Source organism: Arthrobacter castelli DSM 16402, assembly GCF_000430705.1.
Classification (GTDB): domain Bacteria; phylum Actinomycetota; class Actinomycetes; order Actinomycetales; family Micrococcaceae; genus Arthrobacter_C; species Arthrobacter_C castelli.
On sequence record NZ_KE387201.1, the window covers coordinates 64129 to 87628 of the forward strand.

A 23500-nucleotide genomic window follows, 5' to 3' on the forward strand; every position below is an offset into this window, starting at 1 on the left:
CTGCGGTGCTGTCTGGCGATTCTTCCAGCGGGCGGTGGGTGCTGTTAGGCGAGGGAAAGAAAGAGTTTTTCCAGGTCCTTCTTATCGAGACTGGGGTCCTCCTGGCTCATGCACTGCTCCAGCCCGCTGGCGATGATGGCAAAACCGGCCTTATCCAACGCACGCGAGACAGCGGCAAGCTGAGTTACCACATCCTTGCAGTCGCTGCCTTCTTCGAGCATGCGTGTGACGGCGCCGAGTTGGCCTTGGGCGCGCTTGAGCCGGTTCACCACCGGCCCCAGGTCTGTTGTATCGAGTTGCATAATTCCTCCATAGTCCTTCGACTTGCGCATTCAGTATATACCCCCTGGGGTGTCTTGCATACCCCCAGGGGTATCTGTAATACTGGCTTCGTTCCCACCGGGGAACGACTTTTGGAGGATAAAAATGATCTTGAAGCAGTACTACCTCGGATGCCTGTCCCACGGCTCATACCTCATCGGTGACGAGAAAAGCGGCCAGGCCGTCGTCGTCGACCCCCGCCGTGACATCGCCGAATACCTCGCCGATGCGGAGGCGAACAACCTGGGCATCATCGGCGTGATCAACACCCACTTCCACGCCGACTTCGTTGCCGGCCACCTCGAACTGGCCGAGGCCACCGGCGCCTGGATCGGCTACGGCCGGCGGGCGGAAACCGAATACGGGATCCGCACCTTCGCCCACGGCGACAAGATCTCCCTCGGCGAGGTAGAGCTCGAAATCCTGGAGACTCCCGGACACACGTGGGAGTCGATCAGCGTGGTGGTTCGCGAACAGCCCGGCGGGAGCCCGAACGCTGTACTCACCGGTGATGCGCTGTTTATTGGCGACGTCGGACGCCCCGACCTGGCTGCCGCCGTCGGCACCGATCCAGACGAGTTGGCGCGTGCTCTCTACGCATCGATCCACGATGTGCTGATGAAGCTGCCCGACGACGTCCGCCTCCTGCCGGCCCACGGTGCCGGTTCTGCCTGCGGCAAAAACCTCTCGAACGAACTCGAGTCCACCATCGGCGCCCAACAAATGATGAACCTTTCCGTCCAGCCAATGGGCGAAGGCGAATTCGTTGCCATGATCCGCGGCGGGCAGCCGGCCATTCCGGAATACTTTGCGGTCGATGCAGTGCTGAATCGCAAGAACCGCCCGTTGATTGGTTCCGCCGGAGACCTCCGGGGGTTGTCTGTGCGCAACTTGCAGGATGCCGCCGCCCGCGGCGCACGCATCCTCGACACCCGCTCACCTGAGGACTTCGCCGAAGGCCACCTCGCCGGTTCCCTCAATGTTGGCATCGACGGGCGTTTTGCCGAGACGGCCGGAATGGTCATCCGGGCCAACGACGAGATCGTCATCATCGCGGACCCGGGGCGTGAAGAAGAAGCCGCAATGCGGCTGGGACGGATTGGCTTCGACCGGGTGATCGGCTATCTCGACACACCGGCCCGTGCCTTTGCTGAATTGGGCGACATCGTCCAGCAAGGAGAACGTGTCGACGTTGAAACCTTCGATAAGGAACGCCGCGAAAAGAAAGCCACGGTTCTCGACGTCCGCAACCCCGGTGAAATCGAAGACGGCGCCATCCCAGATTCCGTGCGCATCCCGCTGGCGGAACTCGCCCAGCGCCACAACGAAGTCTCCACAGAAGAGCCCGTGCTGGTGCACTGCGCCGGAGGGTGGCGCTCCAGCGTCGGCGCCAGCACCCTGCGCGCCCTCGGCCACACCAACGTCCGGGACCTGACAGGCGGCTACAACGCTTGGGCAGCGGCCAACGAACCATCCAACGCCTAGAACACCGGCTAACGCTTGAGAAGAGCACTGTCATGTCTGAAATCACCACCGCCGAAGCCGACCAGCGCCGCGGCTCCGTAGTGCGGCCAGTCCACCGCGGGGCCGGTCACCGCCCGCCGCTGCAGGCGAAGCCGCGGCTGCCTTGTTGGCAGCTGAGGCGGAGGGCCGTTCCATCAGGGCGGGCTGCTTTAGAGGTGCATCAGTTCGTGCGCGGCGATCTCCAGTGCTCCGGGCACCAGCGAGTAGTACGCCCAGGTGCCGCGGCGCTGGCGGCTGAGCAGGCCGGCGTCGACCAGGATCTTCAGGTGATGCGAGACAGTGGGCTGGCCCAAACCCAGGGGCTCGGTCATATCGCACACACACGTCTCGCCACCGTCGCCGGCCTTGATGATCGAAAGCAGTTGCAGACGCTTCGGATCGGCGAACGCCTTGAGAATCCGCGCCTTACGCTGCGCCTCCTGTTCATCAATAACCGCGACCGGAGCCGAAGTGCAACAGGCCGGGGTGTCCGTGTGTGATTGTGCAGTTTGGAGAGTGTCCATCCCTCCATTATGCACTCAATTGACAACCGTCGATATAGGCATCAGTATGGTCGCTGTATCGACATCCATCAATCTTGAAGGCTGGCAAGGGAGATTTGTGAGTACCCATACCGGTGAGAGTCCCACCGACACTGCTGACGCCGCCGTCGCCGGCAAGCTTTCCACCCTGGACCGTTTCCTGCCGGTGTGGATTGTCGCGGCGATGGCGGTGGGGCTGTTGCTTGGACGGTTCGTTCCAGGCATCGGCCCGGCGTTGGAATCGGTCGAGGTGGCGAATGTGTCACTGCCGATTGCCATTGGCCTGCTGGTGATGATGTATCCGGTGCTGGCCAAGGTCCGCTATAACGAGACCGGCCATGTTATCCGCGACAAGAGGTTGATGGTCACCTCGCTGGTGCTGAACTGGCTGGCGGCGCCGGCGTTCATGTTTGCCTTGGCGTGGATTTTCCTGCCGGACCTGCCCGAGTACCGGACGGGGCTGATCATTGTGGGTTTGGCGCGGTGTATTGCCATGGTGTTGATCTGGAATGACCTGGCCTGTGGTGACCGGGAAGCGGGCGCGGTGCTGGTGGCGATTAACTCGGTCTTCCAGGTCATTGCCTTTGGTGCGTTGGGCTGGTTCTATCTGCAGGTGCTTCCCGGCTGGCTGGGCCTGCCGACCACCAGCGCCGAATTCTCGTTCTGGGCGATCACGGCCAGCGTGCTGGTGTTCCTGGGCATCCCGCTGGTCGCCGGGTTCCTCACCCGCACCTTCGGCGAACGTGCCAAGGGCCGGGCCTGGTACGAGGAGAAGTTCCTGCCGAAGATTGGGCCGCTGGCGTTGTATGGGTTGTTGTTCACGATCGTGCTGCTGTTCGCGCTGCAGGGTGATGAAATCACGTCCAATCCGCTCGACGTGGCCCGCATCGCGGTCCCGCTGCTGATCTATTTCACCGTTGTCTTCTTCGCCGGAATGCTCATCGGCAAGCTCCTCAACATGGGATACGAGCGGACCACCACTCTGGCCTTCACCGCTGCCGGCAACAACTTCGAGTTGGCGATTGCAGTGGCAATCGGCACCTATGGGGTGACTTCGGGCCAGGCGTTGGCCGGCGTCGTCGGTCCGCTCATCGAAGTCCCCGTACTGGTCGCCCTGGTTTACGTGGCGCTGTGGGCGCGTAAGCGTTTCTTTGATGCCCCGTCCGCCGGCCTAAGCCCTGCACCCCAGGTTTCCACTTCAACTTTCAGGAAGTGATCATGTCCGCTCAGCCCTCTGTCCTCTTTGTTTGTGTCCACAATGCCGGCCGTTCCCAGATGGCCGCCGCCTATCTGACCCACCTTTCCGCCGGTGCTATCGAGGTGCGCTCGGCTGGTTCCCAGCCGGCGGAGCAGATCAACCCGGCCGCGGTGGAAGCGATGGCCGAGGAGGGCATCGACATTTCGTCCGAGCTGCCCAAGGTGCTGACCACCGAGGCGGTGGCCGACTCCGACGTCGTGGTGACCATGGGGTGCGGCGACGAGTGCCCGTTCTTCCCGGGTAAACGGTACGAGGACTGGGTGCTGGAGGATCCGGCGGGCAAGGGCGTCGAAGCGGTCCGCCCGATCCGCGACGGGATCAAGTCGCGCATCGAAGCACTGATCACCGACCTGCTGCCCGCCCAGTCCGGCACCAGCTAATCCCGATGAAGGCGGCAAGCATGAGTGAAGAGAAGATCATTATCGTCGGCTCCGGCCCGGCCGGTTACACGGCTGCGTTGTATGCGGCCAGGGCCGGGCTGGCCCCGCGCGTGATCGCCGGGTCAGTGACCGCCGGCGGGGCGTTGATGAACACTACCGACGTCGAAAATTTCCCCGGCTTTGTCGAAGGCGTCCAGGGCCCGGAGCTGATGGAACAGATGCGGGCCCAGGCCGAACGGTTCGGCGCCATCATTGAGAATGACGACGTCGCCTCGGTCGAGCTGGGAGGCCATCTCAAACAGGTGGTGACCCTGGGCGGGGTCACCTACACCGCCCCGGTGGTGATCTTCGCGACCGGGTCGGCCTACAAGGAACTGGGATTGGCCGAAGAGAAGAAACTGTCGGGTCATGGGGTCTCATGGTGTGCCACCTGTGACGGGTTCTTCTTCCGGGACCAGGACATTATCGTCGTCGGTGGCGGCGACTCGGCCATGGAAGAAGCGCTCTTTCTGGCCAGGTTCGGCAAAACGGTGACCGTCGTGGTCCGCCGCGACACGCTGCGGGCCTCGGCCATTATGGCCCAACGCGCCCGGGACAACGCGAAGATCCGGTTCGAGTACAACAGCGCGGTGACCGCGATCCATGGAGAATCCAAGGTCATCGGGGTGACCTTGACCGATACCGTGACCGGCGGCACCCGCGAACTTGCCGCTACCGGGCTGTTTGTCGCGATCGGCCACCTGCCCCGGACTGAACTGGTCAAAGACCAGATCAGCCTCGACAGCGAGGGCTACATCAAGGTCGATGCGCCAACGACCGTGACCAACATCGATGGTGTCTTCGCCTGCGGCGACGCCGTCGACCACCGCTACCGGCAGGCCATCACCGCAGCCGGCACCGGCTGCGCGGCCGCCCTGGACGCCGAACGCTACCTTGCCGCACTCGACGACGCCGACAGCATCGCCACCGCACTCGTAGAGGAGAGCACCCATGCCTGAGAACACCGAAACCACTGAACTGCCGGTGGCGGTTATCGGGGCCGGACCCATTGGGCTGGCCGCAGCCGCGCACCTGATCGAGCAGGGCCTTCGGCCGGTCATTTTCGAAGCCGGAGACACCGCCGGCGCCGCCGTCGGCAAGTGGGGCCACATCCGGCTCTTCTCACCCTGGCGCTACAACATCGACTCCGCCAGCCGCCGGTTGCTGGAGGCCGAGGGCTGGGAAGAACCCCGCCTGACCTCGCTGCCGTACGGATCGGAGCTGGTCGAACGCTACATCGAGCCGTTGGCCGCCGTGCCGGCCATCCGCCACGTGCTGCACACTGGCACACGGGTGATCTCGGTCAGCCGGGCAGGGATGGATAAAACCCGCTCCCATAACCGGGAACAGGCACCGTTTTTGGTCCGCGTCCAGAATGCCGCCGGGGCCACCGCCGACCATCAGGTCCGGGCCGTCATTGATACCTCCGGCACCTGGGATAAGCCCAACCCGCTGGGCCAATCCGGCCTGCCGGCACCGGGGGAATACGAGGCCGTCGAAGCCGGTTTCATCACCGCACCGCTGCCCGACGTCGTTGGCCGGGCACGGGCCCGGTTCGCCGGCAAACACGTGCTGGTGGTTGGCGCCGGCCATTCGGCGGCGAACACGCTGATCAGCCTGGGCCAGCTGGCCAAGAACGAACCCGGCACGAGGATCAGCTGGGCTGTCCGCAGCGCGGATGTCACCCGGCTCTACGGCGGTGGCGACCTGGACGGGCTGCCCGCCCGTGGTCAGCTCGGCACCCGGTTGCGGCAACTGGTCGAAGACGGCCACATCGACCTGCATACCTCCTTCACCATCACCGGCTTCAAGACAGCCGACACCCTCGCCGTCCACGCCACCACCGGCGATAGTGAGGCGCAATTGGAGGTCGATCTGCTGATCCCCGCCACCGGATTCCGCCCGGACCTGGACATACTCAATGAAATCCGCCTCGAGTTCGACCCCGCCGTCGACGCTCCCCGCGACCTGGGCCCCTTGATCGATCCGGAATTCCACAGTTGCGGCACCGTCCCCGCCCATGGGGCGAAACTGCTGGCACACCCCGACCGGGACTTCTACATCGCCGGGATGAAAAGCTACGGCCGGGCCCCGACCTTCCTGCTCGCCACCGGCTACGAACAGGTCCGCTCCATCGCAGCAGCCCTGGCCGGCGACCAGCAGGGGGCCGACAACCTGGAACTGTCCCTGCCCGAGACAGGCGTCTGCTCCACCGATCTCGGTGGCAGCTGCGATGCTCCCGCCACCGACGAGGCACCGGCGGAAGCCGCGTGCTGCGGCCCCGTACCGGCCGAGCCGACGCTGCTCGGCATCCCCACCGGCCTCGCGCACGGCCGCCAGACAGAGAACGCATAAAAGGGGACCGGCATAAACGAAAAGCCACAAGTATCAGTCGGGCTCTCCGATGACACCAAGGTGCTGCACCGCATCAGTGAAGAACCGGCCACGCTCGGGATATTGCTTCCTCCGGTGGTTGCCGGAACCTCCACAGCGCTCTCAAGCATCAGTGTGGTGCTCAACTGCACCCGCCTGAACACTTTCAAGGCTCCGGCCGGGTCATCCGATACCACTTCAGAAGAGCATGACGGGGTGCGCCGGACCGGGGATCCATAGGGTCAAATGAGAATGCGTCAGCCGGCCAGGCACTATTGATCATTGAGATTTGATAGCCGGCAAGGTCGTCCCCATTACGCGTCTCTCCGAGTCTGCCCTATGCGTCTCCATAGAAAGTCTGGCTCGCCGCGATCCCGGGCAGCAGCACGACAACCGGCCCACCCTGCCCAAAAACCCTTACACCAACACGTCCGCTGCATTCGACGACACCGGCGCCCGGCCCCCTTTGCATCCGTTTCGACGTATGGTGCCGCCAAGGCCACGCTGAGGCGACGAACAGGAAAATGCCACCGGCTCCACGGCGCCACCAAACGGGACCGATCCACATCGCAGCTCCTGCTTCCATTGATCAGGAAACCAAGCCTATTGCCCACAGCAGCCTCTGGATATGATCACTGGGCCGGGCACGACAGATGCAGTTTCGCCTGCCTTAACCCACACCTTTGCGACGCAGAAGCAACAGTGACTACTATGGTCCATAGTAGATAGAGGAGGAGGCGTTCATGCGCTCTCGCAAGTGGACCTTGATAACAGCCGCCGCCGGATTGATCGTTGCCGGTGTTGCCGCCCCGGCGATCGCTGCGGGGGACGCAAATGCTGATGTCGACACCGTCGCTTCAGTATCTGAGCACCATGAAACGAACGGGCCGGAACGTATGCCTGGGATGGCGGGTATGCATCAGCAGATGATGCGGCAGATGCCACAGATGGCCGATATGCACAAGAAAATGATGCAGCAGGTCCCGCAGATGGCTCAGATGCATGAGCACATGATGGCAAACCAGACAGCCGGTCCTGCAGCACCGTCCCGGACAACCGGCCAGGGAGAACAACCGTGATCGACGTGCTCTATATTCTTGCCCTGCTGGCCTGCCCTGTTGGTATGGGCCTGATGATGTGGTTCATGATGCGGGGCAACAAGAACAATCCCGCTTCGTCTCCATCGCCCGCCACTGAGACGGAGCTGATCCGGTTACGTGCCGAAGTGGAGCAATTGAAGACCGGCGAACGGGACACCGGCAACCTCCCGGCGGCACCGCCTGCCGTGGATGTGCGGCACCATGAGTGAATGGATGTCGGCGGCGCTGATTCTTGTGCTCTCGGTGGTCTTGACATACTTTTTCTGTCTGCGTCCAATGAAACAGGGCTGGTGTGCTGCGGTGAAGACAGACCCGGTGATCACGGCCCAGTCCGGGCCGGACGCGGATGCCGAAATCAGACGGCTGCGTGATGAGATCTCAGCCCTGCGGGCGGCAGAATCAGGATCCGCCAACCTTCCCGGTGCCCGGCAAACGTATCCGGGCGGCCATTAAAGGCCCACCAGGCACCAAAACGGTATTCATATTGGAAACCCTCTCCTGATGCTATGAGTTCCAAAATCGCTGAACGGATGATGTACAACCACATGCATTTGCAGCTCTCTCCGTGATCGGTCATTTCCCGGCGGTCGCCGGCCCGGCAGTGACCGTATTAGTGCCCCTGCACGGTGGCTCTGAAACACTCACAGATACGAACCAGTTTGTGGTCTGGGCGCTGCCGGCGGCAAAGTTCGTATTCAATATCTCGGCCGCAGCCGTCATTGGCTCCTTGATACTGGCCTGCGCGGCAATGAACCCGCGCAGCCGTGCATATCTCAGGGCGCTGAACTTCGCCGGGGCATCAGCCGTGGTGTGGACGATCGCTTCCATAGTCACTGCTGTTCTGGCTTATCTGGATGCAGCGGATGAGATGTTTGCATTCGATAGGTTCTTCGGCCAGAAGCTCGCCCTGTTTTTTAGCAGTATCGGCCTCGGGCAGACCTGGCTGGTCACCACGGTGCTCGCCGCTGTTGTCACGATGCTCTGTTTCGCCGTCCGCGGCGTTGGAGCCGTGGCACTCGTCGCAGCGGTCGCCGTCATGGGATTAGTGCCACTGACCTTGAACGTGCACCCGAATTACGGCGAGGGGCACGAAGCCGGCATGGCCGCTCTGGGTTTCCATACAATTTCAGCCGCTGTCTGGCTCGGCGGCCTCATGACCCTTGTCGTACTGCGCCCGGTACTGGACACTAAGCAACTGAGCGTTATTGTCAGGCGCTACTCGACCCTGGCGCTGATCGCCTTCGTCCTGCTGGCCGGTTCCGGCTTCCTCCGGGCACAGGCCACCGTTGGCACACTGGAAAACCTGTTGTCACCCTTCGGAATCCTGATACTGGTCAAGGTCTTCGCGGCAATTGCACTGGGCATCATGGGGCTGCTCCAGCGGCGCTGGTTCATCGCACGGATGGAGCGCAGCACACCAAGCGGGTCCCGCTATTTTTGGGCACTGGTGGCCGCCGAACTCCTCCTTATGGGTCTGGCCTCCGCCGTAGCCGTCACACTGGTCCAGGTTGACACACCGGTGCCCGATACCCCGGTCAACTTCGGCACCCTCGCTGAAGGCATGGCGGGGCAACAACTGCCTGCCGAGCCCGGCATTTCCGGGTTCCTCTCGGAATTTGGATTTGATCCTGTTTGGGCCGTCCTGTGTGCTGCCGGGATGTTCTTCTACCTGGCAGCCCTGAGGCGCCTGCGCGGGCCGGTTGTGAACTGGCCGGCGCAGCGCACAGTCTGCTGGACCGCAGGGTTGTTATTGCTGTTCTACGTCACCAACGGCGGCTTGAACGTTTACCAGAATTTTCTCTTCAGCGCAGAAGTGCTCCTCCAGATGAGCCTTACGGCGATCATTCCGCTGCTGCTGATTGCAGGACGGCCTGTATCCCTGGCATTACGGGCAGCCAACCGGCGAAGCGACGGCAGCCGGGGCGTACGGGAATGGATTGATGCTGTGGCTGGCTCGCCGCTTTCCACGGTGGCCACAAACCCTCATCTGGCCGCCGGCATCCTGGGCTTCTCGTCCCTCATCTTCTACTACTCGCCACTGCACCAATGGGCCGCCGCCGACCCCATTGGCCACCAGTGGATGCTTGCGTACTTCCTCTTCATCGGCTGTGCTTTTGCGAACTCGATTATGCGCACGGTATGGAGCCGTGTGGAACGGCCGTGGCGACCTTGGTATGCCGTCCCGGCAGTGATGATGATCCACGTCTTTCTCGGCCTGGCGATGGTCGGCGGCTCCCGCCTTTTTTCACCTGGCTGGTACGCGGCGATGGATGAACCATGGGGTATCGAACCAATGGCAGATCAGCAGCTTGGGGGGTGGTATCTGCTCATTCTGGGAACCGTTCAGGCATCCGTGCTCGCTCTTCTGCTGGTTAAACGGAGCCGTCCGGTGAACGCACCCGGGTTTGACCCTGGTCTGCCGGCGTCGTCAAAGACACGACCGTGAGCCGACCGGCAACGGAAAACACAGCCTGATGTCCTCCTTGGCCGGAAGAGCCGGTCCGCTCTTCCGTCTTTAGAAGCAGGGACCGGTTGGGCAGGGAAGCCCGGCGCCCATCGCGGGAACAGCGAGGACCGCAACAGGCACGGCAATCAGGGCGAACAAGGCCGCGGTGGCGGCAGTGGCACGCGCCGGACCCAGCGGGTCGGCGGGAGCCGAAAGCCGTTGCACCCGCATCAATACTGTTTCACCACCGGCGGCCAGAGTGGCGGCAGGGGCAGCACTCCGTTCAGCCAGGCGGACCAGAGCGGCAGCAACGGTCAGCCGGGGGCTGTTCCGGACCGCCTGATCATCGGCCAGCATCTCAACAAGACGGAAAATTTCCGCCCGCGCGGTACGGAAAACACTTACCCGGGGAGAAGCGTGCTGCAGGGCTTCTGCTCCTGCCAGGATCAGGTGGTGTCGCCCCCGCAGGTGCGCGCGTTCATGGGCCAGCACTGCGGCGAACTGGGCATCATCGAGCGCATCTAGGGCGGCGGTGGTGAAGACGATCCTCTGGTGACGCCCCGGCAGGCAATATGCGGCCGCCGCGGAGTGCTCCACGACCAGAGCCTCGCCACTTTGATGACGGCGGGCCACCATGCCCAGTGCATCCAACTGCTGGCCACGGGTCTTGCGGGCGGCAAGCAGCCTGCGGATAAGACAATACCCAATCCGCATGATCACCGTAATGGCCAATACCGCCCCCGTGGCGCTTACCGCAGCGCCGCCCGGAGTCGCATACCGGGCCTGCAGGGCCATGGCACAGGCTTCAAGCAGCGAGGCTACATCCGTAGTCCAGGGAATCGTCGGAACCGCGAGTGAGAAACCCGCCAAGACTGCTGCGAGCACCAGCGAAGCTGTCAAAGACTGCCACGCCAGAATACCCAGAAGCGGAGAGCGGTCCAACCAGCCACAGCGGCGCAGCAGCGTCGGACCCAACACTGCCATGGCGAGGATGAAGGCAAGGAGCGCGACAGATGCTGTCATGACCGGTCCGTCTCATCGCCGGGAACCTGCTCACCCAACGCCTGCCTCAATAATGCAACGTTCTCTGAGGGAATCGTCTCCAAAAAGTGCAGGAGTGCCGCCGAGGGATCATCGCTGGAGGCCAGCACCTGCCCCATCATGGCGGCCGTGTACTGGTCCCGGGGCTGCGCCGCCCGGTAGCGGTATGCCCTGCCGTCCTTTTCCCTGACAAGCAGCCCCTTTCGGCGCAAATTGTCCATCACTGTCATCACAGTGGTGTAAGCCAGCGGACGCCCCTCATGGAGGTCTTCAAGAACCTCGCGAACAGCCACTGCACGATCCAGCGACCATATGTGTTCCATCACCACCGCCTCCAGCTCTCCAAGCTGAACCAATTCCCCCACCTCTCTAAACCACCGGTCACGGCCTCACAACCGTCTTCTTCCATCTTCCATAGTAGCCGCCGGAACCGGGGAACAGCCCAGGATGGATTCCCATCCATAGACGTTACCCGGCTTATCTACTATTGGCGATAGTAGTAATTCCTGGAAAGAATTTGATGCTGGCATGTGAGGAGTGATGGACATGGGAGGCATGATGGGCGGCGCCATGATTTGGGCGGTCCTGGTGTTGCTGTTGCTGGCCGCAGGCGCGGTGGCCGTGATCGTCCTGGCCATTCGGGCCGGCCGGCAGGGAACGCCCCGGCCTGGTGGAACTTCCGGCTCTGATGAGGCGCATAACGACCTGCGGCGCCGTTATGCCGCCGGAGAGATTGATGACGAAGAGTACCAACACCGTCGGGAAGCGCTGGGCAGCGACTGATGAAGGGCGCCGCTGCCCTCGCAGATCCGGTTAGCCGTCCACGCCGCCCGAGCATGCCGCTCCGGGTTCGGGGGTTTGTGGGCCCTGCGCATAGGCGGCAATAAATGGTTCCAAACGTTGGTCGCCGGCACCGTCCAGGGAGACCTGAGTGCCCCAGGCCGTGGCCTTCAACGGAGCCTGCTGTCCCGGATACGGGCTCAGGAGGACGTAACTTCTGGACTCCGTCAGGTCGGCGAGCTGCTCCACCTGCGCCTCGGGCAGGTCTTGACTGTAGGTGAGCCAGACGGCTCCATGTTCGAGGGAGTGTATGGCCCGTTTTTCATCAACCGGTGAGGTATAGGTGCCGCAATTGGTCCACACGGGTGCATGATCGCCGCCGGCACCGGGGGTCTGCTCGTAGTTGACGGACTCCCGGACATGGGTGCGCGACAAGTCATCGAAGGTTCGGACACCTTCGATCGGTTTACCCGCCGCTTCCTCAACAGCGGCCTGCCGCTGCGCCTCTCCGACGAGGACGAAGGCCACCGCGCCGATCAGCGCCGCAACGACCAGCGACGAGATGCCGTAGACGAGGAATTTTTGGCGCCGTTCGGCAGCCTGCTGACGGGCCCGGATTGCAGCTGATTTGGCCCGTCGTCCCTCGCTGGTTTGTCGCTTTGTGTTTGCCACTTGACCTATTCCTACTCTCTTGTCGATAAAAGCGCTGTCCGGCTATGGGAGGCCGGCCGGAGAATTGTCGGCATGCTTTTCGGGGGTTCGCTCCGGATGTGCACGGGACCGTTCGCGGGATCTGCGATGGAAGAACACCGCCAGCGCGGCCACAAAGACCAGGCCGGATACCCAGGTGTTGACGCGCGCTCCGAGGATGAGGTTCGCCGGATCCGTTCGCATCAGTTCGATGAAGAACCGTCCGGCGGTGTACAGGACGGCATAGAGCGCCAACACCGCACCGGCTCCAATATGCCGCTTCCGGTCGATCAGCAGCAGGATAAGGCCGGCAGCCAAGGTCCACAGCGATTCGTAGAGGAAGGCTGGGTGGAAGTAGCCCAGCACGACGGGATTGCCGGCAGCATCCAGGACGGCGCGGCCGGCGGCCATCTCGTGGATCTCCAGCTTCCAGGGAAGGTCGGTTGGTTCACCGTAGAGTTCGTTGTTGAACCAGTTTCCCCACCGGCCCAGCGACTGGGCAAACAGTAAACCGGGCGCGGCTGAGTCGGCGAAGGCAAGAAACGATACGTTGTTCCGCCGGCAGCCGATCCACGCGCCCAGTGCCCCCAAGGCAACTGCGCCCCAGATGCCGAGGCCGCCTTCCCAGATTTTCAGCGCATCCCAAGGGTTTCGGCCGGGTGCGAAGTACAGCTGCGGGTCCGTCATGACGTGGTAGATCCGTCCGCCCACAATTCCGAAGGGTACAGCCCAGACGATGATGTCGAATGTCGTGCCGGCAGCGGCTCCGCGGGCCACAAACCTGCGCTCGGTCAGGTAGGCGCCCAGCACAATCCCTGCAAGAATGCACAGTGCATAGAAATGGATCATCACCGGGCCCAGGTTGAAAGCACTCAGAGTTGGCGAAGGTATATAGGTTTCTGTTCCGGAGAGAACAGCAGCAGTTATCACAGGTATGCTCCGCTAATCATCGGTATCTATTGCGGCGAAGGTATTCCCGTCGCCGGAGACCTGCACTTTCTCGGGCGTGGCTATCCACACCTTTAAGCCGCCGGTGTCGTTCTTCCTTGCCGCGATCGCGGCCGGCTGCGCCCGGATCGAACCGGTGCTGGTCCAGCTAAGACCTGCATCGCGGCTGAGGTGCACCTGCCCGTCGGGGGTGACGCCGACGACTGTTTCGGCGTTGGCGAACGCGGTGAACATCAAAAGAGGTGCCTCCGGCACGGCGGACCAGCTCTCCCAGGCGTCGGTGGAGCGCTGCAGACCCTGCTCTGTCGTTGCCAGGATCACCTCCGACCGTGGAGTTCCTGCCAGGTGGAAAGGTCGGACGTCTGTCGCCGACGGCTGCCAGTTTTCGCCCGCCTGGCTGGTCCGCAAGGTCCCGTCGAAGGCGACAATGCTGCCATTGGAGGTGGTGAGAGCATGGAAGTCGGAGTCGCCCTCCCGCGAGAGGACCGTCCAGGTTTGGCCGCCGTCGGTCGATTCGATCAACCCGACCGGGTTGGGCATATCGGTGCCCGGTCCCGGATGTCCGGAGGCGTAGTACTTTCCGGAGGCCGTGGCGGTGAAACCCATCAGGTCGATAGTGGGACCGATCTTATTCACCGGCCGGGCCGATACGTTAAACAGGCCGTCATGCGTGGCCAGCAGCACGTCCTCTGTTTCGGGATTTACGGTCATACCGTGGATATGGCCGCCGGGATAACCGTCCGCGTCAGCGGTGGAATGGGAATTTTCGGAGCCGGAACGGCTGTATCCGGAGGGGTCACGCCCCCGCTGGATGAGCCTGCGCACCCGGTCAGGAGTACCGCCGCGCCGAGCACGAGAGACAGGGACTTTGCTGCACGCCGCTGCCGCGATGGAGATGAAGGCATTTCTCACTTTCGGAACTACTGATAAACGAAGACGAGAACACCCGCCCTCAACTACTATAATGCATAGTAGATGAAGCGGGAACCGCCCGCTGCGCCCCACAGCCCATGACGCGCGGCCGGGGATATGCCGCTTTAAGCGACGGAATTTCGCATTACTCTATCTACTAACATGCATAGTAGTATGGCCGGAGCCTTTCCTCCTTCGCCCAACGAGACGTTGGCAGCCCTGATTTTGCCGCGAAGCGGAAGGGGTGTAAAAGTTGTACTACACGCTGTAGAAATGTTGCGTGCCGATGGTTGGAGAGTATGTGAAAGCCCCTGTTGTGATCAGGCCCGCCGGAGGCAGACTAAAGGGTTTGCTGGTTACTGTCGTGATGGTTCTGGCGTTGACGCTGACGGCGTGCACTGCCAGTGATCCACTGGCCAAGCAGGCAGCAGCCGGGGGGAACAAAAACTACATTGCCGGCGATGGCTCGGTGTCGGAGTATGCGGAGGAGAACCGGGGCGAGCCGGTGGAGTTTTCCTCGAAGCTCTATGACGGGACGGTGGTGGATTCGTCTGATTGGGCCGGGCAGGTGACGGTGCTGAATTTCTGGTATGCGGCGTGTCCGCCGTGCCGTGCCGAAGCGCCGGAGCTGCAGGCGCTGTATGAGAAGTACAAAGACGAGGGAGTCATGTTCTATGGCGTCAATGTCCGGGACCCGGAACCCACCGCCGCGGCGTTCGAGCGTAATTTTGGGGTCACGTATCCCAGTTTTGATGACCGGGACGGTGAGGTGTTGTTTGCCATGACGCAGTATGTGCCGCCGCAGGCGGTGCCGACCACCATTGTGCTGGACAAGCAGGGCCGTGTAGCTGCACGCATTATTGGGTTGGCGGAAAAGAGCACTCTGGATGCATTAATTTCCGACGCCGTGGCCGGGTAACCCATGGGAGTCTTCGTTGGTGCATCGGCGTCCGCTATGATGCCGGCCGTCGCTGGCAATCCTTTTGCCGAAACGGTGCTCACCGGATCACTGGTGCTGGCTGTTCCGGTGGCTGTGCTGGCCGGGCTGGTCTCGTTCGCTTCACCGTGCGTGCTGCCGCTGGTGCCGGGATACCTGGGGTACGTCAGTGGGCTGAGCGGGGTGGATCTGCAGCAGCGCAAACGCGGGCGGATGCTGGCTGGCGTTGGCCTGTTCGTGCTCGGGTTTTCGGTGGTTTTCATGCTCATTGGTGCTGTCTTCGGCCGCCTCGGCGCCTGGTTGCAGCAGGAGGAGCAGGCGTGGGTCACCCAGGTTTCAGGCGCAGTGGTTCTCCTGATGGGTATCGTCTTTTTGGGTGGGTTCTCCTGGTTCCAACGCGAGGCGAAGATCCATGCGAAGCCGCCGGCCGGGCTGTGGGGAGCGCCGGTGCTCGGGGTAACGTTCGGGCTGGGGTGGGCCCCGTGTATTGGCCCGACATTATCGGCGATACAGTTGCTGGCATTCTCAAGTGGTGCGGGAGCGGCCAAGGGAGCAGCGTTAACACTCTTTTATAGTCTGGGCCTGGGTGTGCCGTTCCTGCTGATCGCCCTCGGTGCCCGCCGCGGCATGGGAGCCCTGGACTTCTTCCGCCGGCACCGGCTGGCGCTGCAGCGTTTCGGCGGTGCAGTGCTGATCCTGCTGGGCCTGCTGATGGTCTCCGGCCTGTGGGGATTCTGGGTCGGGCAACTGCAGGACTGGTTCGCCAACGAGATAAGGATGCCAATCTGATGGGCAACACCGTCAAAGACCGCACCGGTCAGGAACAGGACAGTAGCAAGCCAAGCGACGATGTCACTTTGCCCTCCCTCGGGTTCGTCGGAACGCTGCGCTTTGTCTGGCGGCAGCTGACGAGCATGCGCACGGCGCTGTTCCTGCTGCTGCTGTTGGCCGTGGCCTCAGTTCCGGGATCGCTCTTTCCGCAGCGTCCGAAGAATCCGGCCACCGTGGACCAGTACATCGAAGACCATCCGGTCGCCGGTCCCTGGCTGGACCGGCTCCAGTTTTTCGACGTCTACTCGTCGGTCTGGTTCTCGGCCATCTACCTGCTGTTGTTCATCTCCCTGGTGGGTTGTGTCATTCCCCGCGCCGCCCAGCATGCCAAGGCGATGCGGTCGAAACCGCCGCGCACCCCGCGCCGGCTCTCCCGCCTGCCCGAATACGGGGCCATGGCCATCCCGGCAACTGCCGGGATGACGCCGTCGTCGGCCATTGAAGATGCCGCCGCCTTGTTGAAGAAGCGCGGCTACCGCGTGCAGGTGCGGGACCGGGACACAGCGCGGCCCTCGGTGGGGGCCGAGCGTGGATTCCTCAAGGAAGTGGGCAACCTGCTCTTCCACTTCGCGCTGATCGGAGTATTGATCTCGTTCGCGGTCAGCGGGATGTTCGGCTACCGGGGCCAGAAAATCCTGGTCGAAGGCGGCACGTTCGTCAACAACCTGGTTAGCTACGATTCCTTCACCCCCGGCACCAACTTCGTCACTGAATGGATGGACCCGTTTTCGATCCGGCTCGATGACTTCAGCGTCACCTTCGAGCGGCAATCCAAGTCCAACTACGGTCAGCCGTTGGATTTCACCGCCGAGGTGACCACTAAAACCGCACCCGATGCACAGCCACGGCAGCAGGTGCTGGAAGTCAATGATCCGCTCTCCTTCAATGCCACGAATGTCTATTTGGTCGGCAACGGGTACGCACCGGTGGTCACCGTCCGCGACGGCCAGGGTAACGTCGCCTTGAGCGAACCCGTCGTCGCCCAGGTCCAGGACGCCTCCTACACCTCCACCATCGTGATCAAGGCCCCCGACGCGCAGCCATCCCAGCTAAGCTTCGTGGGCCTGTTCATCCCCACCGCCGTCACAGGCCCGGACGGCCAAACAGTGGCCAGCGACCCCGATCCGCTGAACCCGCAACTGCTGCTGGACTCCTACTACGGCGACCTCGGACTCGATAAAGGGGTGCCGACCAATGTCTATACCCTTGACACCACCGGCCTGACACAGCTGAACGGGCGGAAACTCGATACCGGCGGGATCGTGCTGCAGGCCAACGAAACCTACCAGTTGCCCGAGGGTAAGGGGTCCATCACCTTTGAGGGCCTTAAACGCTATATCGGCGTCGACATCACCCATGATCCGGGAAAATACGGTGCACTCGTCTTTTCATCGTTGGCGGTGTTGGGGCTGCTGATGTCCCTGTTCATCGGGCGGCGCCGGGTCTGGATCCGCGCCGGAGCCCATGAAGACGGACGCACCATGGTCGAATACGGGCTGCTCGCCCGCGGCGAGGACTACCGGCTCAAGGGCGAAGGCAAAGCTCTCCGCTCCCTGTTCGACAAGAAATGGCTGACCACAAACCCTCATAAGGAACAGTAATGGGAATCAACGAAGCCCTGGGCGAATACAGTGAGCTGTTCATGCTGCTGGCGGCCCTGACCTATCTGATCGCCTTTGGCGCCTTCGGCTGGGACATGGCCGCCAGCAACAGAAAACTGGCAGCTGTCAACCGCCGTGCCGGACAGCAGAACGGCACCACACATCCTGGACCCCGCTCCGGTTCCGCCGGCACCGTTACCGCGGACATGGCCGATCCGGTGAGGGCAAAAGCTCCGGCGATGGCCGCCCGGACCAGCCACGAAGGGCTCACCGGTCCCGGAGACCGGGTCGCCCGCGTCTCCGGAGGTGGCGGCAACGCCTCGGATTCTGTAGCCGACGAGTCCCTGCTCTATACCGCGGAGCGGCGTACCGCCGCCCGGATCGGTGTCAGCGTCACCGCGTTGGCCTTTACCGTGCACCTGGCCGCCGTACTGTCCCGCGGCATCGCCGCGGGCCGGGTCCCCTGGGGCAACATGTATGAATTCGCCACCACCGGTGCGCTGGTTGTGGCCGGAGTTTTCCTGCTGGTGTTGACCCGCCGGGACCTGCGCTTCCTCGGCACCTTCGTCATAGGCCTGGTCTTAATCATGCTCATGGCGGCCACCATCGGCATGCCAACCCCGGTGGGCAACCTGGTTCCGGCCCTGCAGAGCTATTGGCTGATCATCCATGTCTCGGTCGCCGTGATCGCCTCGGCGCTGTTCACCCTGACCTTCGCGATGTCCGTGCTCCAACTCATCCAGACACGGCGCGAAGCGGCCCTGGCGGCGGGACAGGCACCGGGCATGGCTTTCATGCGGCGCGTCCCGGCCGCCCTGAGCCTGGAAAACCTGGCCTACCGCATCAACGCCGTCGCCTTCGTACTATGGACCTTCACCCTGATGGCCGGAGCCATCTGGGCCGAAGAAGCCTGGGGACGGTACTGGGGCTGGGACACCAAAGAAGTCTGGACCTTCGTCATCTGGGTCGTCTTCGCCGGCTACCTGCACGCCCGCGCCACCCGCGGCTGGACCGGAACCCGGGCAGCCTGGCTGTGCATCACCGGCTACCTGTGCATCATCTTCAACTTCGCCGTCGTCAACACTTTATTCACCGGGCTGCACTCCTACTCCGGACTATGAAGGCCAAGAATCCGGCAGAAAGCCGCCGCAACGTGAACCAGCCATTCAGATGCCCGGTCCCGGGTCTCACGGCGCCTGTTTCCGGTCAGGGACCAGGCATATTCTGAGGAAAGGGGTAGAATGGTCACCCGTATCCGGCCATGGCAGATCGCGATCGCCGCCATAATGCTGATAACACTGCTGCTGGGGGCTTTTGCGCTGGGCCGCACCACAACACAATCACCAGCACCGGCTGGAAACAGTATCGACGCCGGTTTCGCCAGGGACATGCAACGCCACCATGCACAAGCGGTGGAAATGTCCATGATCATCAGAGAGCAGTCCACCGACCCCCAAGTCCGCACCATGGCATACGACATCGCGCTGACCCAGCAACACCAGATCGGACAAATGTTCACCTGGCTGCGTGACTGGAACCTGCCCCAGACCGCCGCATTGGAACCGATGTCCTGGATGTCCGGCAGTCACACCGGCATGGCAAATAACGGGCGCATGCCCGGTATGGCCTCCCCTGAAGACCTGGAACAGCTGCGAAATCTCACCGGAGACGAAGCCGACCGGCTCTATCTGAACCTCATGATCGAACACCATCAAGCGGGAAAGGAAATGGCACAAGCGGCCCTGGACGCCTCAACAGCGACAGTACGCTCATTCGCACAGAAAAGCGCTGCACCGCAGGAAGCCGAGATAAAAGTGATGCAGCAGATGCTCACTGAACAGTAGCGAGGGGGAACAATAGCCCGCCCCATCCGCCAAACGACAACCAGCCGGGCCGAGGAGGCCGGCACGGATATAACCGGCCGAAAATCCAGTTCCCCAGATACTCTGTAAGCTGGCGGCTTTACGAATCTAAGTAGACGGAGATGAGGGCGAACAGCGCGAAGCCGGTGGTGAGGAAGATGGGTCCGAGGCGGCTGGTTTTTCCTTCGTGGGCTTCGCCGATCATTTCTTCGACAACGACGCTGGTCAATGCGCCGCCGGTGAGCGCCAGCACCGACAGGGTAAGCACTTCCGGGGCATGGCGCAGGGCGAAGAAGCCGATTGTTGCCCCCAGGAGGATGGGAATGGTGAAGCTCAGCGCCATGAGGATCCGGGTGCGTCGGCGGATATCCGCTTGGCGCAGGGTGGCGACGGCGGCGAAGCCTTCAGGAATGTCGGCGGGAACCTGCCCCCAGAGCCAGCAGGAATCCGAGCCCGGGGTTAAGGACGGCGGCGGTGCCGATCATGACCCCGTCACTGAACAGGTCCAAAGACACGCCGGAGAAGATCGCCAACGGGCCGGAAGTGTCCTTGTTCGACGGGAGCCTGCCCTGTACAAAGCCGATGACCTTTTCAATGCCAATGAAAGACGCCCCGCCGGCGATGAAGGCGAGAATAGGGATCCACGGTGGTACCGCCTTCAACGCTTCGGGCATGAGCTCCAAGCCGACCACGGCCAGGACAATGCCCGCGGCCAGATGCAGGGCCAGACTCAATACCCGCTCGGAGACCTTGAACATTTCCGAGGCCAGCCCGCCGAGGAAGTTCCCGGCCGCCGGCAACGCGGCCAGAGCCAGCACAAGCGTAAACCCCTGCATTCAATTACTTCCTTACTGCCCTGTCAGGAAGCTGCGGGCTATGGTCTTCGCGGCCAGCGGCGAGGGTACCGATGGCGAAAATAACGGCCCCGGTGGTGATGAAGACATCTGCGAGGTTGAACGTCGGAAACCAGCCCGTGTGCAGGTAGTCCACCACACCCCGTCCTTCAATGCGGTCGATGAGGTTTCCCAATGCTCCTGCCATGACCATTACCCCGCCGACACGTGCAATCCACGGCAGCCGCGGGGCTGCCGCCAGGATGTGGGAGCCAACGAGTACTGTGATCAGACCGGTCACCACCACGATGACCCAGTCAGGCAGGGAGGCGCCCATGCTGAATGCAACTCCGGTGTTGCAGTGGAGGCTGACGCTTATAAAACCCATGTCGATGGCTTCTCCGCCGGCCAGCTGCGCTACCGCCGCAGCTTTGACGAGCAGATCCAGTACGGCAAGGACGGCGGCGGAAGCCAATAACAGGATCCTCAACTTCCAGCGGGATCTGGTTTCAGTCCTCATCAGCGCCGCTGTTTTCGACCAGTTCGCCTTCCCAGGCCTCTTTTCCTTCATGGATAGCGAAGAGAGCAATGATGAATCCGGCGACCGGGTCGAGCCAGGCCGCTCCGGTCAACATATAGAGCCCTACTCCCAGCAGCGTGGAAATGCTCAGCAGCACGCAGATTCTGGTCTCGGCGGCGTCGGCCAGAATCAGATTGTCTGCAAGCCGTGTCCCGACCCGTTTCTTCATGGCCGCAAGAACCGGCATCACGATCAGTGAGAGCACCAACAGGATAATCGCCACCGGTGAGGACTCCGGCGCTGCACCTTCAATCAGGCTCCGGACACCTTCAAAGGTCACATATGCGGCCAGGATGAAGAAGGTCACGGCGACCAGCTTCAGAACCAGCCGCTCTTTATGTTCATCCGCACGCCCATGACGGAGGCGCCCGGCGAGCCGGAGACCGACGAGCACGGCGGCGATGGATTCAATACCGGAATCAATCCCAAAGCCGATGACCGAAACGAGTCCGGCCATGATGCCGACCGTGATCGCGACCGCACCCTCGATCACGTTGTAGGCGACGGTGAACTGGGCAAGCCGCAGCCCCTGACGCGTCAGTCGTTCGACTTCCTCGGTTTTCAGCGGCGTGGAGGTCATGAACCGGCATCCTTCGCCGTTCCGTAGTGTGGACAGAGCGCCACTTTGTACCCGGTGGCAGCCAGCAGTCCTTCAGCGGCAGCCAACGTCTCCATCAGCTCTGGGCGGCTCAACGAATAAAACGTCTGCCGCCCCACGGCCCGGCCTTCAATCAATTTGCAATCACGCAGGCAAGCGACATGTGCTGAAACCGTCGACTGCGCCAGGGACAGCTGCTCGACAAGATCCCGCACCCTGGCCCCTCCCGAAGCCAGCACCTGCACAATCGCCAAGCGGGTCGGATCAGCCAGAGAATGGAATAATGCCACGGCGGGGCTGGTATCCACCTGAGTATTATTGATCGTCATAACCCGATATTATCGCGGCGAGACGGTCATGCCAATCCCCGAGAACTTGCCCATCCGTTTCAAACATCCGCTTGTGTCGCAAAGGTCCTCTCATAAGGGAGGCCGGGGGCCCCGGGGCCGGTTCCGGGCCCCAAGTATGGCTTCCCTGCAGGTGTCAGATCATGGATCCTAAATCTGAGCCGGTTGATGGGTAGGTGGCGGTTGTTGATTTGATTTGTCGGGTGGTCAGGCCGTGTTTTATGGCCATGCTGATGGTGTTTGCGAGTTCGGCGTATTCGGCTCCGAACAGGTGTGCGCCGACTATGCGGTCGTTTGATTTATCCACCAGGATTTTGGTCGCCCCGGCGGTTTCGCCGATCCGGTAGTTCGAGTACCAGCCGCTGGTATTGGTGTAACGGACATCCACATTCAGGCCACTGTCCCGTGCCTCGTGTTCAAGCATGCCGATCCGGACGAGTTCAGGGATCGTGAAGACTGCCGTCGGAATGGCCGCGTAGTCCGGAACCGTGGAGCCGGATTTGAGCATGTTGGAAGCGGCGACTTTCGCTTCGATCACGGCCACCGGGGTCAGCGGCATGCCAGCGGTGTCCGTGGAGTCACCCGCTGCGTAGACGTTAGGGTTCGTCTTGCTTTGAAGATGGCCGGCGACCTCGACACCGTGTTTGCCGTAGGCCACCTGGCCGGCTTCAAGGTTCAAGCGGGACAGGTCCGGTACCCGCCCTGCACCGTGGACGACGAGATCCGCATCAATGGTTGCCGGGGTGCCGGACCTATCGATGTGGACCCGGTACCCGTCGTTGGTCTGTTCGACGCCGGTGATGTTCGTGCTGGGCTGCACTTCGACTCCGGCCTCGGAACCTCGGTCAATCAGCAGTTCGACAAGGTCCGCGTCAAAAGCCTTCAGTGGCCGCGCACCACGGTCGACGATGACCGGGGAACTTCCCGCGCGGGCGGCGATGTGGGCGAACTCGAAGGAGACGAAGCCACCACCAACGAATACGATCCGGGGCGGAAGTGCATCAAGGTTCAAGAACTCGGTGCTGTCGATCAGGTGTTCCTGGCCTGGGAAGTCCAGGGGCCGAGGCGTGGCGCCGGTTGCGATAAGGACCTTCGAGACGTCATAGGTATCCCCGGAGACGTCGATGCTTGTGGGTCCGGTGAAAGTTGCCGTCCCGTGGAGTGTGTGCACGCCGTGCGCCCGCAGGTCCTCTTCCATACTCTGCGGTACGGGATCGGTGAACCCGTGTTTGTGGTTCATCAGCTCACCCCAGTTGATGGACAGGTCCCCGTTATCGATACCTTTACCGCGCATGAGGCGGGCGCTCTCCATCACCTCGGCGGCGCGCCGGAGGATCTTCTTCGGGTCGCATCCGCGCAGAGCGCACGTGCCACCGTAGGGAAGTTCGTCAACGATCGCGACACGCCACCCCTGGGAGGAGCATTTCGTTGCCGCAGCGATGCCGGCCATCCCGGCCCCGATCACCAGCAGGTCATAATCATCACTCATCTGGATTTCGCTCTCCTCATCAAAACCATTGGGTTGCTCGTGGCGTGAATTCAATATCGACGTAACCGTCCGCGGTTCGCGCTTGGGTG

At 62.3% G+C, this 23500-nt stretch carries 28 protein-coding genes; 15 read left to right on the forward strand and 13 right to left on the reverse strand.

Translation table 11 applies throughout. From position 1 onward, the window contains the following. Positions 1 to 44 precede the first annotated feature (44 nt). Complete coding sequence (locus tag H535_RS0122010) at positions 45 to 302, reverse strand: metal-sensitive transcriptional regulator (protein WP_026821236.1); 258 nt, start codon at positions 300 to 302, stop codon at positions 45 to 47. A gap of 124 nt (positions 303 to 426) precedes the next feature. On the opposite strand from H535_RS0122010, the gene H535_RS0122015 reads away from it, so the two are divergent. Beyond that, a complete protein-coding gene (locus H535_RS0122015) occupies positions 427 to 1806 on the forward strand; it encodes an MBL fold metallo-hydrolase (RefSeq protein ID WP_026821237.1) in 1380 nt (459 codons plus the stop codon). Positions 1807 to 1994: 188 nt separating this feature from the next. Here H535_RS0122015 and H535_RS27330 read toward each other — a convergent pair whose 3' ends face one another. Beyond that, a complete protein-coding gene (locus tag H535_RS27330) occupies positions 1995 to 2348 on the reverse strand; it encodes an ArsR/SmtB family transcription factor (RefSeq protein WP_035770581.1) in 354 nt (117 codons plus the stop codon). Positions 2349 to 2445: 97 nt separating this feature from the next. Between H535_RS27330 and arsB the strand changes: the two genes are divergently transcribed. From arsB to H535_RS27350, 8 genes are all read left to right on the forward strand, one after another. Next, positions 2446 to 3582 carry an ACR3 family arsenite efflux transporter gene (arsB, locus tag H535_RS27335; protein ID WP_035770607.1) on the forward strand — a complete coding sequence of 379 codons (1137 nt, stop codon included), beginning with the start codon at positions 2446 to 2448 and terminating at the stop codon, positions 3580 to 3582. Between the two features lie 2 nt (positions 3583 to 3584). Then, positions 3585 to 4004 carry an arsenate reductase ArsC gene (locus H535_RS0122030; protein ID WP_026821238.1) on the forward strand — a complete coding sequence of 140 codons (420 nt, stop codon included), beginning with the start codon at positions 3585 to 3587 and terminating at the stop codon, positions 4002 to 4004. A gap of 20 nt (positions 4005 to 4024) precedes the next feature. Further along, on the forward strand, positions 4025 to 5002 hold the full coding sequence (trxB, locus tag H535_RS0122035; RefSeq protein ID WP_026821239.1) for a thioredoxin-disulfide reductase: 978 nt from the start codon (positions 4025 to 4027) through the stop codon (positions 5000 to 5002). Further along, positions 4995 to 6398 carry an FAD-dependent oxidoreductase gene (locus tag H535_RS0122040; protein WP_026821240.1) on the forward strand — a complete coding sequence of 468 codons (1404 nt, stop codon included), beginning with the start codon at positions 4995 to 4997 and terminating at the stop codon, positions 6396 to 6398. Before trxB ends, H535_RS0122040 begins: the two co-directional genes overlap by 8 nt. A gap of 761 nt (positions 6399 to 7159) precedes the next feature. Further along, the gene (locus tag H535_RS0122055) at positions 7160 to 7495 is read left to right on the forward strand and encodes a hypothetical protein (RefSeq protein ID WP_026821242.1); all 336 of its coding nucleotides are present in this window, start codon (positions 7160 to 7162) and stop codon (positions 7493 to 7495) included. Next, entirely contained in the window at positions 7492 to 7725 is a 234-nt protein-coding gene (locus H535_RS27345) for a hypothetical protein (protein ID WP_035770584.1), read from the forward strand. Before H535_RS0122055 ends, H535_RS27345 begins: the two co-directional genes overlap by 4 nt. Then, positions 7718 to 7969 (forward strand): hypothetical protein, encoded by a 252-nt coding sequence (locus H535_RS0122065; protein ID WP_035770586.1) that lies wholly within the window; start codon positions 7718 to 7720, stop codon positions 7967 to 7969. Before H535_RS27345 ends, H535_RS0122065 begins: the two co-directional genes overlap by 8 nt. Positions 7970 to 8081: 112 nt before the next feature. Then, positions 8082 to 9962 (forward strand): bifunctional copper resistance protein CopD/cytochrome c oxidase assembly protein, encoded by a 1881-nt coding sequence (locus tag H535_RS27350; protein ID WP_051299662.1) that lies wholly within the window; start codon positions 8082 to 8084, stop codon positions 9960 to 9962. Between the two features lie 69 nt (positions 9963 to 10031). On the opposite strand, the gene H535_RS27355 is transcribed toward H535_RS27350, so the two are convergent. Both H535_RS27355 and H535_RS0122080 read right to left on the reverse strand, forming a co-directional pair. Next, complete coding sequence (locus H535_RS27355; RefSeq protein WP_051299663.1) at positions 10032 to 10985, reverse strand: M56 family metallopeptidase; 954 nt, start codon at positions 10983 to 10985, stop codon at positions 10032 to 10034. Further along, a complete protein-coding gene (locus H535_RS0122080; RefSeq protein WP_026821244.1) occupies positions 10982 to 11359 on the reverse strand; it encodes a BlaI/MecI/CopY family transcriptional regulator in 378 nt (125 codons plus the stop codon). Before H535_RS0122080 ends, H535_RS27355 begins: the two co-directional genes overlap by 4 nt. A 190-nt stretch (positions 11360 to 11549) precedes the next feature. Between H535_RS0122080 and H535_RS0122085 the strand changes: the two genes are divergently transcribed. Beyond that, positions 11550 to 11786, forward strand: coding sequence for an SHOCT domain-containing protein (locus H535_RS0122085; RefSeq protein WP_035770611.1), 237 nt, complete (start codon positions 11550 to 11552; stop codon positions 11784 to 11786). 30 nt (positions 11787 to 11816) lie between these two features. On the opposite strand, the gene H535_RS0122090 is transcribed toward H535_RS0122085, so the two are convergent. From H535_RS0122090 to H535_RS27360, 3 genes are read right to left on the reverse strand one after another with little or no spacing between them, the layout of a single operon-like run. Next, positions 11817 to 12455 (reverse strand): thioredoxin-like domain-containing protein, encoded by a 639-nt coding sequence (locus tag H535_RS0122090; RefSeq protein WP_026821246.1) that lies wholly within the window; start codon positions 12453 to 12455, stop codon positions 11817 to 11819. Between the two features lie 42 nt (positions 12456 to 12497). Further along, on the reverse strand, positions 12498 to 13403 hold the full coding sequence (gene lgt, locus H535_RS0122095) for a prolipoprotein diacylglyceryl transferase (protein ID WP_425387316.1): 906 nt from the start codon (positions 13401 to 13403) through the stop codon (positions 12498 to 12500). A gap of 12 nt (positions 13404 to 13415) precedes the next feature. After that, entirely contained in the window at positions 13416 to 14333 is a 918-nt protein-coding gene (locus H535_RS27360; protein WP_245580418.1) for a F510_1955 family glycosylhydrolase, read from the reverse strand. Between the two features lie 367 nt (positions 14334 to 14700). Between H535_RS27360 and H535_RS0122105 the strand changes: the two genes are divergently transcribed. The 5 genes from H535_RS0122105 (at position 14701) to H535_RS0122125 (ending at position 19546) form a co-directional block, all read left to right on the forward strand. Continuing rightward, positions 14701 to 15252, forward strand: coding sequence for a TlpA family protein disulfide reductase (locus H535_RS0122105; RefSeq protein WP_155838838.1), 552 nt, complete (start codon positions 14701 to 14703; stop codon positions 15250 to 15252). Positions 15253 to 15255: 3 nt separating this feature from the next. Further along, complete coding sequence (locus H535_RS0122110) at positions 15256 to 16059, forward strand: cytochrome c biogenesis CcdA family protein (RefSeq protein WP_245580419.1); 804 nt, start codon at positions 15256 to 15258, stop codon at positions 16057 to 16059. Further along, entirely contained in the window at positions 16059 to 17702 is a 1644-nt protein-coding gene (gene resB / locus H535_RS27365; protein ID WP_051299665.1) for a cytochrome c biogenesis protein ResB, read from the forward strand. The genes H535_RS0122110 and resB overlap by 1 nt, the downstream gene beginning before the upstream one ends. Next, entirely contained in the window at positions 17702 to 18823 is a 1122-nt protein-coding gene (gene ccsB / locus H535_RS0122120; protein WP_026821250.1) for a c-type cytochrome biogenesis protein CcsB, read from the forward strand. Before resB ends, ccsB begins: the two co-directional genes overlap by 1 nt. Positions 18824 to 18943: 120 nt before the next feature. Then, positions 18944 to 19546 carry a DUF305 domain-containing protein gene (locus H535_RS0122125; RefSeq protein WP_026821251.1) on the forward strand — a complete coding sequence of 201 codons (603 nt, stop codon included), beginning with the start codon at positions 18944 to 18946 and terminating at the stop codon, positions 19544 to 19546. A 118-nt stretch (positions 19547 to 19664) separates the two neighbouring features. Here H535_RS0122125 and H535_RS29750 read toward each other — a convergent pair whose 3' ends face one another. The 6 genes from H535_RS29750 to H535_RS0122150 form a co-directional block, all read right to left on the reverse strand. After that, positions 19665 to 19976, reverse strand: a complete 312-nt coding sequence (locus tag H535_RS29750; protein WP_342667747.1) for a ZIP family metal transporter — start codon at positions 19974 to 19976, stop codon at positions 19665 to 19667. Next, positions 19969 to 20400, reverse strand: a complete 432-nt coding sequence (locus H535_RS29755) for a ZIP family metal transporter (RefSeq protein WP_211236669.1) — start codon at positions 20398 to 20400, stop codon at positions 19969 to 19971. The genes H535_RS29750 and H535_RS29755 overlap by 8 nt, the downstream gene beginning before the upstream one ends. A 4-nt stretch (positions 20401 to 20404) precedes the next feature. Beyond that, positions 20405 to 20872 carry a signal peptidase II gene (lspA, locus tag H535_RS27375; RefSeq protein ID WP_245580420.1) on the reverse strand — a complete coding sequence of 156 codons (468 nt, stop codon included), beginning with the start codon at positions 20870 to 20872 and terminating at the stop codon, positions 20405 to 20407. A 34-nt stretch (positions 20873 to 20906) separates the two neighbouring features. Then, positions 20907 to 21557, reverse strand: coding sequence for a cation diffusion facilitator family transporter (locus H535_RS0122140; RefSeq protein ID WP_026821252.1), 651 nt, complete (start codon positions 21555 to 21557; stop codon positions 20907 to 20909). Further along, positions 21554 to 21904: an ArsR/SmtB family transcription factor gene (locus H535_RS0122145; protein ID WP_035770589.1), complete on the reverse strand. Its 351-nt coding sequence runs from the start codon at positions 21902 to 21904 to the stop codon at positions 21554 to 21556. The genes H535_RS0122140 and H535_RS0122145 overlap by 4 nt, the downstream gene beginning before the upstream one ends. A gap of 154 nt (positions 21905 to 22058) precedes the next feature. Beyond that, entirely contained in the window at positions 22059 to 23411 is a 1353-nt protein-coding gene (locus tag H535_RS0122150; protein WP_026821254.1) for a dihydrolipoyl dehydrogenase family protein, read from the reverse strand. Positions 23412 to 23500 lie beyond the last annotated feature (89 nt).

Bases quoted from the DNA above. Each gene is read 5' to 3' on its own strand.
- resB (WP_051299665.1), top strand. From the start codon at position 16,059: ATGGGCAACACCGTCAAAGACCGCACCGGTCAGGAACAGGACAGTAGC.
- H535_RS0122040 (WP_026821240.1), top strand. From the start codon at position 4,995: ATGCCTGAGAACACCGAAACCACTGAACTGCCGGTGGCGGTTATCGGG.
- H535_RS27330 (WP_035770581.1), bottom strand. From the start codon at position 2,348: ATGGACACTCTCCAAACTGCACAATCACACACGGACACCCCGGCCTGT.
- trxB (WP_026821239.1), top strand. From the start codon at position 4,025: ATGAGTGAAGAGAAGATCATTATCGTCGGCTCCGGCCCGGCCGGTTAC.
- H535_RS0122085 (WP_035770611.1), top strand. From the start codon at position 11,550: ATGGGAGGCATGATGGGCGGCGCCATGATTTGGGCGGTCCTGGTGTTG.
- H535_RS0122010 (WP_026821236.1), bottom strand. From the start codon at position 302: ATGCAACTCGATACAACAGACCTGGGGCCGGTGGTGAACCGGCTCAAG.
- H535_RS0122030 (WP_026821238.1), top strand. From the start codon at position 3,585: ATGTCCGCTCAGCCCTCTGTCCTCTTTGTTTGTGTCCACAATGCCGGC.
- H535_RS0122145 (WP_035770589.1), bottom strand. From the start codon at position 21,904: ATGACGATCAATAATACTCAGGTGGATACCAGCCCCGCCGTGGCATTA.
- H535_RS0122105 (WP_155838838.1), top strand. From the start codon at position 14,701: ATGGTTCTGGCGTTGACGCTGACGGCGTGCACTGCCAGTGATCCACTG.
- H535_RS0122055 (WP_026821242.1), top strand. From the start codon at position 7,160: ATGCGCTCTCGCAAGTGGACCTTGATAACAGCCGCCGCCGGATTGATC.
- H535_RS0122065 (WP_035770586.1), top strand. From the start codon at position 7,718: ATGAGTGAATGGATGTCGGCGGCGCTGATTCTTGTGCTCTCGGTGGTC.
- H535_RS27355 (WP_051299663.1), bottom strand. From the start codon at position 10,985: ATGACAGCATCTGTCGCGCTCCTTGCCTTCATCCTCGCCATGGCAGTG.
- H535_RS0122015 (WP_026821237.1), top strand. From the start codon at position 427: ATGATCTTGAAGCAGTACTACCTCGGATGCCTGTCCCACGGCTCATAC.
- H535_RS0122110 (WP_245580419.1), top strand. From the start codon at position 15,256: ATGGGAGTCTTCGTTGGTGCATCGGCGTCCGCTATGATGCCGGCCGTC.
- H535_RS0122140 (WP_026821252.1), bottom strand. From the start codon at position 21,557: ATGACCTCCACGCCGCTGAAAACCGAGGAAGTCGAACGACTGACGCGT.
- H535_RS29755 (WP_211236669.1), bottom strand. From the start codon at position 20,400: ATGCAGGGGTTTACGCTTGTGCTGGCTCTGGCCGCGTTGCCGGCGGCC.
- H535_RS0122150 (WP_026821254.1), bottom strand. From the start codon at position 23,411: ATGAGTGATGATTATGACCTGCTGGTGATCGGGGCCGGGATGGCCGGC.
- H535_RS0122125 (WP_026821251.1), top strand. From the start codon at position 18,944: ATGGTCACCCGTATCCGGCCATGGCAGATCGCGATCGCCGCCATAATG.
- ccsB (WP_026821250.1), top strand. From the start codon at position 17,702: ATGGGAATCAACGAAGCCCTGGGCGAATACAGTGAGCTGTTCATGCTG.